Source organism: Bifidobacterium sp. LH_491, assembly GCF_056356495.1.
The window spans coordinates 1,697,541-1,709,394 of the sequence record NZ_JBKEUI010000001.1 but is presented as its reverse complement, the minus strand read 5'-3'; the positions used below and the strand labels follow the sequence as shown (position 1 = coordinate 1,709,394).

At 59.2% G+C, this 11,854-nt stretch carries 9 protein-coding genes; 6 read left to right on the top strand and 3 right to left on the bottom strand.

Annotated features, from left to right (window positions below):
- Nucleotides 1–335: 335 nt before the first annotated feature.
- The 6 genes from nrdH (at nucleotide 336) to AC1AWK_RS06565 (ending at nucleotide 9,004) form a co-directional block, all read left to right on the top strand.
- On the top strand, nucleotides 336–575 hold the full coding sequence (gene nrdH / locus AC1AWK_RS06590) for a glutaredoxin-like protein NrdH (protein WP_476569155.1): 240 nt from the start codon (nucleotides 336–338) through the stop codon (nucleotides 573–575).
- The gene (gene nrdI, locus AC1AWK_RS06585) at nucleotides 572–1,117 is read left to right on the top strand and encodes a class Ib ribonucleoside-diphosphate reductase assembly flavoprotein NrdI (protein WP_476569153.1); all 546 of its coding nucleotides are present in this window, start codon (nucleotides 572–574) and stop codon (nucleotides 1,115–1,117) included. The genes nrdH and nrdI overlap by 4 nt, the downstream gene beginning before the upstream one ends.
- Nucleotides 1,118–1,215: 98 nt before the next feature.
- Entirely contained in the window at nucleotides 1,216–3,405 is a 2,190-nt protein-coding gene (nrdE, locus tag AC1AWK_RS06580; protein WP_476569151.1) for a class 1b ribonucleoside-diphosphate reductase subunit alpha, read from the top strand.
- A gap of 170 nt (nucleotides 3,406–3,575) precedes the next feature.
- Nucleotides 3,576–4,568 (top strand): class 1b ribonucleoside-diphosphate reductase subunit beta, encoded by a 993-nt coding sequence (gene nrdF, locus AC1AWK_RS06575; protein ID WP_476569149.1) that lies wholly within the window; start codon nucleotides 3,576–3,578, stop codon nucleotides 4,566–4,568.
- Between the two features lie 1,071 nt (nucleotides 4,569–5,639).
- A complete protein-coding gene (locus tag AC1AWK_RS06570) occupies nucleotides 5,640–7,877 on the top strand; it encodes an RNA degradosome polyphosphate kinase (RefSeq protein ID WP_476569147.1) in 2,238 nt (745 codons plus the stop codon).
- Nucleotides 7,878–7,960: 83 nt separating this feature from the next.
- Nucleotides 7,961–9,004, top strand: a complete 1,044-nt coding sequence (locus AC1AWK_RS06565; protein WP_476569145.1) for a glycerophosphodiester phosphodiesterase family protein — start codon at nucleotides 7,961–7,963, stop codon at nucleotides 9,002–9,004.
- 150 nt (nucleotides 9,005–9,154) lie between these two features.
- On the opposite strand, the gene upp is transcribed toward AC1AWK_RS06565, so the two are convergent.
- The 3 genes from upp to AC1AWK_RS06550 form a co-directional block, all read right to left on the bottom strand.
- Complete coding sequence (gene upp, locus AC1AWK_RS06560; RefSeq protein ID WP_476569144.1) at nucleotides 9,155–9,793, bottom strand: uracil phosphoribosyltransferase; 639 nt, start codon at nucleotides 9,791–9,793, stop codon at nucleotides 9,155–9,157.
- Between the two features lie 210 nt (nucleotides 9,794–10,003).
- On the bottom strand, nucleotides 10,004–10,738 hold the full coding sequence (locus AC1AWK_RS06555) for a hypothetical protein (protein WP_476569142.1): 735 nt from the start codon (nucleotides 10,736–10,738) through the stop codon (nucleotides 10,004–10,006).
- Nucleotides 10,728–11,828 (bottom strand): NUDIX hydrolase, encoded by a 1,101-nt coding sequence (locus tag AC1AWK_RS06550; RefSeq protein ID WP_476569140.1) that lies wholly within the window; start codon nucleotides 11,826–11,828, stop codon nucleotides 10,728–10,730. Before AC1AWK_RS06550 ends, AC1AWK_RS06555 begins: the two co-directional genes overlap by 11 nt.
- Nucleotides 11,829–11,854 lie beyond the last annotated feature (26 nt).

The following is an 11,854-nucleotide window of genomic DNA, read 5'->3' as shown; positions in this document are numbered from 1 at the left end:
CATTGTACGCGCCATACAGACCCAATCGAGACGCGCTACGCTTCCGGTGGACACCTTTCTCCCCAATGCCCAATCACCCAGGCCGACGGACGTCGAACGCCCGTAAAGTACACCCTTATCCCTGCAAAACACGGCCACGACAATGTGACATGAATCACGCTATATCAACAACTGGCGGTACTTCAACAAAAATCGCTTTCCCAAAAGGAAAAAACACTATATCTAGTGCCGACACGCTCGACACGCTACTACAAACAGTGTTAGCCCTCTGGCATAATCTATCTGTAATCACATGCGAATTAACCACAGATTGTGTTGTCAAACGGAGGTTCTGGATGACTGTCACCGTGTTCACCAAGCCACATTGCCCGCAGTGCGACGCCACCAAGCGTCAGCTCACCAAGCAGGGCGTGGAATTTGAAGTTGTCGACCTCTCCGAGAACCCCTCCACCCTGGAGCAGCTCCAGGAAGCTGGGTTCCGCCAAGCTCCGGTTGTCATCACTCCGGACGCTTCATGGAGCGGATATCGTCCCGACCTCATCAAGCAGCTCGCCGAACAGCAGGTACTCGTGTGAGCGAGCAAGAGCAAGCCGCTTGCACGGGCGAAGCGACGCAAGCCAGCGAGGCAGTTCAGGCTAGCGAAGCGACGCAGACCAGCGAGCCGGAATATCGAGCACAAGGCACCACCGTTGGCGCGGTGGTGTACTTTTCCTCGGCTTCCGAAAACACCTCGCGCTTCATCGCCAACTGCCGCCTGCATGAGGAAGGCATCAACGTATACCGCGTGCCGTTGCGCCCGGCAGACCCCGAGCTCAACGTGCGCGAACCATACGTCATCATCGTGCCAACATACGGCGGCGGCGACATCCACAAAGCCATCCCCCAGCAAGTCAAACGCTTCCTGAACGACCCGCGCAACCGAACATGGATCCGCGGCGTCATCGCATCAGGAAACACCAACTTCGGAGAGGCTTACTGCGCGGCCGGCGATCTCATCGCCTCCAAATGCGCCGTACCCGTGCTCTACACCTTCGAACTCATGGGCACCCCCGAAGACGTGGCAACCGTGCGCCGCGGCATTGTGGACTTCTTCCACAACAATCCGCCCACACCATGAGCCGACGCCGTAAACCGGCACTGTAATTGCACCCAGGCGCGGCCGGACAACGCGAACACAACATCACAACCAAGAACGACAGCCAACAAGGACAGGTCATGGACATCACCAGCAACACCGCTTTGCATCTCGACCGCACCAGCGAACCGGAAACCTACGATCCGGCCCACGACTACCATGCGCTCAACGCCATGCTGAACCTCTACGATGCGGACGGCAAGATTCAGTTCGACAAAGACAAGGCCGCAGAACGCGAATACGTCACCGGACACATCGCCGCCAACACGCGTCACTTCGACACCACCGCCGAACGACTGCGTTATCTCATCGACAACCACTACTACAACCCGGCCGTCTTCGAACAGTACAGCGCCGAATTCCTCGACTCCTTCTACCAGCACGTTGAGTCCAGCGGCTTTGAATTCAGCACCTTCCTCGGCGCATTCAAGTTCTACACCTCCTACGCGCTCAAAAGCTTCGATGGCAAGGAATACTTAGAAGACTTCCCCCAGCGCAGCGCAGCCGTAGCGCTCGAACTGGCCGCCGGCAACGAAGCCGAAGCCCTACGTTACGCCGACGAAATCATCGCCGGGCGATTCCAGCCCGCAACGCCTACCTTCCTTAACCTCGGCAAGGCACAACGCGGCGAACCTGTCAGCTGCTTCCTCGTGCGCATTGAAGATAACATGGAGTCCATCTCCCGCGGCATCAACGCAGCCCTGCAGCTCTCCAAGCGCGGCGGCGGCGTGGCCCTGCTGCTGAGCAACCTGCGTGAGCTCGGCGCCCCCATCAAGCGCATCGAGAACCAGTCCAGCGGCATCATCCCCGTCATGAAGTTGCTCGAGGACTCCTTCTCCTACGCCAACCAGCTGGGCGCCCGCCAAGGTGCTGGTGCCGTCTACCTCAACGCCCACCACCCCGATATTCTGCGATTCCTGGACACCAAGCGCGAAAACGCCGACGAGAAAATCCGTATCAAGTCACTGGCCCTCGGCGTCGTCATCCCCGACATCACCTTTGAACTCGCCAAAAAGAAAGCACCCATGGCGCTGTTCAGCCCCTACGATGTCGAGCGCGTCTACGGCAAGCCTTTCGCGGACGTATCCGTCAGCGAACACTACGAAGAGATGGTGGCAGACGAGCGCATTCGCAAGACCTATATCGACGCGCGTGAATTCTTCATGACCCTAGCCGAAATCCAATTTGAATCCGGCTACCCCTACATCCTCTTCGAAGACACCGTGAACCGCGCCAACCCCATCGAGGGACGCATCACCATGAGCAACCTGTGCTCGGAAATCCTGCAGGTGCAAGAACCCAACGCATTCAACACCGACCTCAGCTACGCGCACGTAGGCCGAGACATCTCCTGCAACCTTGGTTCGCTCAACATCGCCAAAGCCATGGACGGCGACCTCGCCGCAACGGTGGAAACCGCAATCCGCGCGCTCACCTCCGTCGCCGAACACACCAGCATGGACTGTGTGCCCTCCATTCGCCGCGGCAACGACGAAGGCCACGCCATCGGCCTGGGCCAAATGAACCTGCACGGCTTCCTCGCCCGCGAAGGCATCCAGTACGGTTCCGAAGAAGCACTTGACTTCACCGACATGTACTTCATGACCGTGGCCTACCACTGCTATCACGCTTCGCACGAGCTGGCCGTCGAACGCGGCGCCGCATTCCGTAGCTTCCCCACCTCCGACTACGCCAAGCCGGCCGGGGAAGGCAACTACTTCGACAAGTACACCGACGGACGCCGCTGCCTCGAACCGCGTACCGAACGCGTACGCGCACTCTTCAAGCAGTACGGCGTGCATATCCCCACCATCGACGACTGGGCCGCGCTGCGTGACGCCATCATCAAGGACGGCATTTACAATCAGAACTTGCAGGCCGTACCACCCACCGGATCGATCAGCTACATCAACCACTCCACCAGCTCGATCCACCCCATCGCCTCCAAGATCGAGATCCGCAAGGAAGGCAAGATCGGCCGCGTCTACTACCCCGCGCCGTACATGACCAACGACAATCTCGAATACTTCAAGGACGCGTACGAAATCGGCTGGCAAGCCATCGTAGACACTTACGCGGAAGCCACCCAACATGTGGACCAGGGTCTCTCCCTGACCCTGTTCTTCCCGGACACCGTCACCACACGAGACCTCAACAAGGCCCAAATCTACGCATGGCGCAAGGGCATCAAAACCCTGTACTACATCCGCATTCGCCAGCAGGCGCTGGAAGGCACCGAAGTGCAAGGCTGCGTCTCCTGCATGCTCTGACGCATCGTGGGGCCGCGCATGCCGCGGCGGCTTCGACACCGCACGCACACGCGGCCCCACAGCGCATAACGCCGACCGCAGTCGGCATATCATACGACACCAACCCGTGCCTCCCCAACCGCCAGAAGGGGCGGCACACCATAGGGCCACCATAGGGAAAGGAACCCACCATGTCACCCATCTCCATCCCACGCCAACCGTTGAAACTCATCGACCGCGTGAGCGCCATCAACTGGAACCGCCTCGAAGACGACAAAGACCTCGAAGTCTGGGACCGCCTCACCGGCAACTTCTGGCTGCCCGAAAAAGTGCCCGTCTCCAACGACATCCCCAGCTGGCAAGCCATGAGCGAAGAAGAGCACACGCTCACCATGCGCGTCTTCACGGGCCTCACCCTGCTCGACACCATCCAAGGTACCGTCGGAGCGGTCTCGCTTATCCCCGACGCGCTCACCCCGCATGAGGAAGCCGTATACACCAACATCGCGTTCATGGAATCCGTGCACGCCAAAAGCTACTCTTCCATTTTCTCCACGCTGTGCTCCACCAAAGAAATCGACTCAGCATTCGCATGGAGCGAAGAAAACGAATTCTTGCAGAAGAAAGCCCAAATCGTCCTCGACTACTACGAAGGCGACAACCCCCTCAAGCGCAAGGTAGCCTCCACCCTGCTGGAAAGCTTCCTCTTCTACTCCGGCTTCTATCTGCCCATGTACTTCTCCTCGCACGCCAAGCTCACCAACACGGCCGACGTGATCCGCCTCATCATCCGTGACGAAGCCGTTCACGGCTATTACATCGGCTACAAATACCAGAAGGGATTGGAACGCGTCAGCGAAGCCGAAAAGCAGGAAATGAGCGACTACACGTACGACCTGCTCAACGAGCTTTACGACAACGAAGTGAACTACACCGAAAGCCTCTACGCCGGCGTCGGCCTCGTCGAAGACGTGGAGAAGTTCCTGCGCTACAACGGCAACAAGGCGCTCATGAACCTCGGGTACCCGGCGCTCTTCCCCGCGGAAATCTGCGACGTCAACCCGGCCATCATCGCCTCGCTGTCTCCCAACGCCGACGAAAACCACGACTTCTTCTCCGGATCCGGCTCATCCTACGTCATGGGCAAAGCCGTAGAAACCGACGACGACGACTGGGACTTCTAAGCCCAACAGTCCACAACATCTAACGGCCTGACAGTCTAAGACTCGTCAGGCCGTTAGTCTAGCAGACCGTTGGTTGGGGTGGCTGGTTGGGTCAGCAGCTCCAACAGCCTGCTATCCAGTCTTCCAGTCTTCCAATAGTCCAGTCTCCCAGTAGCCCAACAATCAGAAACCCGGCGTTATCAATCCTGGAACTCCGAATATCGTGCATAGGCCGCACCGATAGGAGGCAAATCCTGCACCTTTTCGAACTCTAAGCATCGAAGTGTGCGTTTATCACACTCGTAGAGACCGACTAGGGGCGCTACGAGTGTCGAAAACACGCACCTTCCACTTCAGAATGTGGTAAACGCACACAACCAGGTCGTATCAGTGTGGTAAACGCACACAAAAGGATGCCCACAACGTAGACCAAGCAGAGGGAGCCCACAACGTAGACCAAGCAGAGGGAGCTCAAATAGGAGGCGCCAAGCAGGGTGACCTCAAGCGAGAGGAGGCCGAACCAGGAGTCAAACCAGAAGCCGGACCAGAGGCCAAACAATGAGGCCAAACAATGAGGCCAAACCGGGAGTCAAACGAGGCCAAAACAACGAAAGGGCCCACCAAAGCGGGCCCTTTCTCACAACAGCAAATCAGCAGAATCTCTGCACAACACCATCGTTGCAACGGTAAGTCCTTCCAATGCCCGTCCAACGTAACAGTCCTCGTGACCATACACCTCTTGTGGGCTTCTGCTCTTGAATTGTTGCTGTACTTACCATTATGCTCAATATGACAAGCCTCGCAACCGAGCTTCAGTCATTGTTCGCTTCTTAGCGAAAATGTCCGATTACACGTTCGGCTCCGCGCCGCGTGCGCCATGATGTGCATATCGAACGGGTTGTATGTGCATTTGTGTTCATTTGACACCCGCATACGGCGTGTCGCACAAACCGAAGGCAACCCGCATCAGAACAACGTTCCCGCGATCGATTACGACAGACACATTGCCCAATGCCAGCAGTAATGTGAACAGCCGATAAATTTTGGCATGTCCCTGTTTCTTTCCAGCCAAGCCCCGCTAGAGTATGGAACATGGCACAAATATTCGACGCACCCTCACGAGCAATCCTGCGCAGTCAGATCGCCGAGCATATCGCGGAAACCGACAAAAACGACAAACGCGAACCTCACGACGGCGAACAACCCCTGCCCGAAGACCGTTTCTTCGACCGTGAATTAAGCTGGTTGAAATTCAACAAGCGCGTACTCGAACTGGCGCAAGACGCCGATCAGCCAATCCTCGAACGCGCCAATTTCGCAGCCATCTTCGCCAGCAACCTCGACGAATTCTTCATGGTGCGCGTGGCCGGTCTCAAACGCCGCATCGATTCAGGCATTGCCGTGACCGCAGCCAGCGGACTGAGCCCGCGCCAACAACTACGTGCCATCAGCGAACAAGCGCATCGCCTACAAGACGAGCATGCGCACTACGTCATCGACCACATCATCCCCGCGCTCAATGACGAACGCATCATGCTGTTGAGCTGGGATAAACTCAGCACCGCCGAGCAGGAGCGGCTCTCGCGCTACTACCGTCAGCAAGTGTTCCCCGTGCTCACCCCGCTGGCAGTGGATCCGGCGCACCCGTTCCCCTACATTTCCGGCAACTCCATCAACCTCGCGGTCATCGTCGAGAACCCCACCTCCGGCAAGTCGCATTTCGCCCGCGTGAAAATCCCCGACAACCTCAATCGTCTCGTGCCAGTGGACGATCTCACCGACGAAGAGGCCACCGAGGAACGCTACGGCTTCATCACGATGGAAAACCTCATCATCGCGCATCTGGAAACATTGTTCCCCGGCATGATCATCAAGGAAGCCCGCTCATTCCGCGTCACCCGCAACGAAGACATCGACGTGGAAGAGGATGATGCCGAAAATCTCCTCAACGCCATGGAAAAGGAACTGCTGCGCCGGCGTTTCGGGCCGCCGATCCGCTTGGAAATCTCCGATGCCACGTCGCCCTTCCTCTCCCAACTGCTCGCCGATCAGCTCGGGGTTTCGACAGAGGAAGTGTATCGCCTGCCCTCTCCGTTGGATATGACCGTCCTCTTTGAGTTGCAAGGCATCGACCGCCCAGATCTCAAATACCGGCCGTTTATTCCGACCACCAACCGCCAGATTGCCGTGGTCGAATCCAGCCGAGCGCAGGACATCTTCGCATCGATTCGCGAACACGACATCCTGTTGCATCATCCGTACGATTCCTTCTCCACCTCCGTACAGGCATTCCTAGCGCAAGCCGCCGCCGATCCGAAGGTGCTCGCCATCAAGCAAACGCTGTACCGCACATCGTCGAATTCCCCCATCATCGACGCGCTGGTCGACGCGGCCCACGCAGGCAAGCAGGTGCTCGCTTTGGTGGAAATCAAGGCGCGCTTCGACGAGGACGCCAACATCGCTTGGGCCCGCAAGCTCGAACGCGCCGGCGTACACGTCGTATACGGCATCGTCGGATTGAAAACCCACTGCAAGCTTTCGCTGGTGGTGCGCCAGGAAGCCGACGGTCTCAAGCGCTACTGCCACGTCGGCACCGGCAACTACAACCCCAAGACGGCACGTCTCTACACCGACCTGGGTCTGCTCACCTGTGACCCGGTGGTCGGGCAGGATCTGACACGCCTGTTCAACCAGCTGTCCGGATACGCGCCAAAGTCCAGCTTCCACCGCCTGATGGTCGCGCCGCGCACCGTGCGCACCGGTCTGATTCAGCGCATCCGCCGTGAGGAAGAAGCCGCCCGCGCGGGCAAGGAAGCCTGGATTAAAATCAAAGTCAATTCGGTGGTCGACGAGAAAACCATCGATGCGCTGTACCGCGCCAGCCAGGCCGGTGTAAAAATCGATATCGTGGAACGCGGCATTTGCGCGCTTAAGCCCGGCATCCCCGGATTAAGCGAGAACATTCGCGTCCGTTCGATTCTGGGACGTTTCCTCGAGCACAGCCGCATCTATGCGTTCGCCAACACCGACGGTCCGCAGATCGGCGAGGGCCCACTGGCTGGTCCTGAAGTGTGGATCGGCTCGGCCGACCTCATGCACCGCAATCTCGACCGACGCGTCGAGGCGCTGGTCCGCGTGACCGCACCAGAACAAGTCGAAGAGCTGATCCGCTACGTGGACTTGCAGATGGCCGATTCCACCGTTTCGTGGCATATGGAGCCGGACGGCACCTACGTACGCCACTCACGCGATGAAGAAGGCCGCCCGCTGGTAGACAGCCAGGAGGATCTGATCCGACGCCACCAGCGTCGCCCACGCGCCAACAACTAGTCGACACGACGCAAACCAACCCTCTGCATGGTGGGTGGCGTTCCGCTGATGAAACGCCGCCCACCGACGACGAAAGGACCACTATGTCAGCGAAATCCACTTCCCGTCTACTACTTGGCGCAGGCCTGACCGCGGCTGCCGCCGGATGGGCATTGGCGCCGCGCACCTTCAGCGACAAGCAACGCCACTATGTTCCCGCCGTACCGGATGCCTGGTACGCCCACCGCGGCCTGCATGACGCGGGCTCCGGCCTCACCGTGCAATACGCGGCAACCAGCGGCGACTATGTGGCCCTCGCCCGACGCATGGCCATGAAAGCCGGATACGGCACGCCTGAATGCACGGGGCCGATCGCGCCGGAGAACTCGCTGGCCTCATTTGCCGCCGCGTGCGAAGCCGGATACGGCATCGAACTCGACATCCAGCTCACCGTGGACGAACAAGTTGTCGTCGTCCATGACGCCGACCTCCTGCGCGTGGCGGGCGACCCGCGTCGCATCGAAGATCTCACGTACGATGAGCTCACCCGCATACCGCTGTTTCCCTCTCCCTGCAAGCCCGGCAGCGCCAAAGCCAGACCATTGCCGGGATCTGAGGAGATGCCAGCACTGGTAACCACACCGGACCATGCGCCGAAAGGCTACTACCAGCATGTGCCGCTGCTCAGCGATGTGCTGGCGTTGGTGAATGGCCGCGTGCCGCTCATCATTGAATACAAGATCGATGGATTCGGATGGGATGAACGTTGCGAAACCCTGATGGACAAAGCCGACACGCTGCTGAGCGACTATCACGGTACATATGTGGTCGAATCCTTCCATCCGGGCGCCATGCGCTGGTACAAGGAGCACCGTCCGGAAGTATGCCGCGGACAGCTTGCCGAAGCCTCGCGTTTTGAACTAAGCGACATCCGTAAATGGGCTGCAGGCACGCTGCTGTTCGACTGGCTGTCCCGCCCCGATTTCATCGCCTACGATTGGCGAGGCGGCAATACCTTGCCGGTTCGCCTGGCCTGCGCAATGGGCGCGTCCGCAGTGTCATGGACGGTACGGAGCCGCGATGAGCTCGCCCAATGCGACGACTGGTTTGACCAGCATATCTTTGAATCGTTCATTCCCGAACGGTAGGCGTATCCCCGTGCGTACGCCAGCAACGTATGCACACGCTGACAGGCGTACGCCACAAACGCAAACGGGCAGGCGCACCAGCACGGTGGCCTGCCCAAACCATATATATGGAGCTACTGATACCGTCGCCTCACAACATGCAGCTGCGGATTAATCGACGACCCCGTACAAACGGTCGCCGGCATCACCCAAACCAGGCACAATATACGCCTGATCATTGAGTTTCTCATCAACCGCGCACACCACAACCTTGAAATCGATGCTCGGATCGATCTCGCGCTCCAAACGCTCCAAGCCTTCGGGAGCCGCAAGAATGTTAATTGCCGTCACATCTTTGGCGCCACGTTCTGCCAGATAATGCGTGGCCGCCACCAACGTACCGCCCGTCGCCAGCATCGGATCGAGCAGGAAGCACTGACGGCCGGTCAAATCGTCAGGCAAACGGTTCGCATACGTGATGATATCCAGCGTGGTTTCATCACGCTTCATACCCAGGAAGCCAACCTCCGCGGTCGGCAACAGCCGGGTCATGCCATCAAGCATGCCCAGGCCGGCACGCAGCACGGGCACCACCATCGGGCGCGGTTCGGCAATGTGCTTACCCACCATTGGCGCCACCGGCGTCTCGATCGGATGATCGACAATATCAAGGTTGCGGGTAGCCTCGTACGCTTCCAGCATGACCAGCTCGGACACCAACTCACGGAAAGTATTGGACGGCGTATTCTTATCACGCAATACGGTGAGCTTATGCGCCACCAGCGGATGTTGCAAAACATGAAGTTCCATACTTACTAGGGTAAGCCCAACTCGGCACATTCCACCAACTTGCCCACCCTTCGCCACAACAGTGACACGACGTCACACGGCGGAATTGCAAAGAAAAAGAGGAAACGCGCCGAACCACGAAAGCGCCTGTCGGCGCAAACGCCGCTCGCGGCGGCAACAAACGGAGCCCGGGGCTTAAGCGTGGCCCGACGCGGACTTCCATTGTAGCGGCTATTCCAACTTCCCGCGACGCCATAGTGTCGCCCCATGACGGAAGGCCTTCGCCGTCACCGCCAAGTTCGCCGCAGTATGCAGCATCGTCGCACCCCGCGAGCGCCGACGTTGTTCTTCGGCGGTATCTGAGGCTTGGTCGGCTCGTGAGACGATGGCCGCCGCTTCAGTACGTAATCCCAGCGCCACGACGGTAACGAATGCTGCGGCTCGCTCGAGCGCCACGGCAAAATCGCCGGTGAATGCTCCCGCCAGGATGGAATCGGCGGTACGGGCTATGTCATCTTCCGTGGGTGCGGCGTCCACACCGGCCACTGCCGAAGCACTGCCTATTGACGGCTCGCCCACACGCCATAGGCGGGCTACTGCGGTGTCGTGTTTGCGCATCCATGTGCGCAGCATGTACAACCGCCATAGCATGCCGGGCAGCGAGTCGGGATCGCAATGACTCCACAGTTCCGCAATCACGTCGACGCCTTCGTTCTCGACAATGGTGAGCACGCGTCGGACTACTTCGGGATCTTCGGTATGATGCACGCGGTCGAGCAGCGCCGCTGCCGAGGTGTGGCTCATATCCGTGAGGAGCTCAGGATCGACGCCGCCGGCCAGGTGGTCGGCCACCGCAGTATCCAACTGTGCTGGCCTGGCGGGACGTGAGCCCAAACCAGCCGGCACAAAACCGGCACCGCTCGCATGTACGGAACCTGAACCATATGACCATGCACTAGTAGACAAGAGGGCCGATCCTTTGCACGTCGATGATACGCAGTTCGTCACCCTCGCGCACCACGAACAACGCCACCGCACTACCGGTAGGCATGTATGGAGATGACGACACCAACTGCTTCGCCAATGATTTCACCGCACACAATTCGCGCAAACGCGCGAAAGCGCCGCCGATCACAGGACGGTGCATGCATACGGCCGTCGCTTCTCCTTGATCCACCGTCTCACGCAATAGTTTCATCACATAGTCGACCATAGTCTGCGGGGCATCGGCGAACGCATCTTCGGTGAGGGACTGCTCATACTCCACCTCACGTGACGTCTGCCACGACAGAACCTGTATGGTCTGCTGACAGCGACGCCACGGTGAGCTCACAAGCCGCGTAGGGTTATAACAGGCAAGCTCACGGTTCAGCGCATAGGCGGCAGCAGCCCCCTTAGGCGTAATCGGACGAGCCGCTTCCACCCCTTTCCACATTTTGCGCGCCTCCGCTTTGGCGTGACGCACGATCAGCAGTGGCTGCGCCTCACCAGCCCCCTCCTGCAGCCGGTCGACGAACGCCGCAAGAATATCCTTGTCAATCGGATGGGACAGCAACCGTTTCGCCGCACCAAGCGGCACCCATCGCACCTCGTCCACTTCGGCCTCGTCGGCACGGGTCACCGGCCCGAACGCCAGCGCTCGGCGTTGCCGATCCTCTTCGGTGATGGGATGCGCCATCCAATACACCACATGTTTGCGGTCGTGCAATGCGCCCCGGCCGCGCTTCGCGTTCGACCCTTCGGCATGCAACGGATACTCCACTTCACCCAACCATGCCCCTAAGGCGACGGGAATACCGGTTTCCTCGCCGATTTCACGTACCGCAGCATGACGATGCGACTCGTTAGGCTCCAACTTGCCCTTGGGCCAACTCCAATCGTCGTATTTGGGACGATGCACCACGCACACTTCCCACTGGTCAAGCCGGGCGTCCGACGAGCACGATACCGGCATATCCGGGGGCGCAACCGCACCATCCAGCCAAGCCGACGCATCGCGGCGACGGTACAACACGCCGCCCGCGGCCTCCACCACCTGTGCCACTTTCTCTCGCATACCCCCATTGTAAAACGTGCCATGCG

Excerpts from the sequence above, each read along its gene's own strand:
- nrdH (WP_476569155.1), top strand. The coding sequence starts at position 336 with ATGACTGTCACCGTGTTCACCAAGCCACATTGCCCGCAGTGCGACGCC.
- nrdE (WP_476569151.1), top strand. The coding sequence starts at position 1,216 with ATGGACATCACCAGCAACACCGCTTTGCATCTCGACCGCACCAGCGAA.
- nrdF (WP_476569149.1), top strand. The coding sequence starts at position 3,576 with ATGTCACCCATCTCCATCCCACGCCAACCGTTGAAACTCATCGACCGC.
- AC1AWK_RS06570 (WP_476569147.1), top strand. The coding sequence starts at position 5,640 with ATGGCACAAATATTCGACGCACCCTCACGAGCAATCCTGCGCAGTCAG.
- AC1AWK_RS06565 (WP_476569145.1), top strand. The coding sequence starts at position 7,961 with ATGTCAGCGAAATCCACTTCCCGTCTACTACTTGGCGCAGGCCTGACC.
- upp (WP_476569144.1), bottom strand. The coding sequence starts at position 9,793 with ATGGAACTTCATGTTTTGCAACATCCGCTGGTGGCGCATAAGCTCACC.
- AC1AWK_RS06550 (WP_476569140.1), bottom strand. The coding sequence starts at position 11,828 with ATGCGAGAGAAAGTGGCACAGGTGGTGGAGGCCGCGGGCGGCGTGTTG.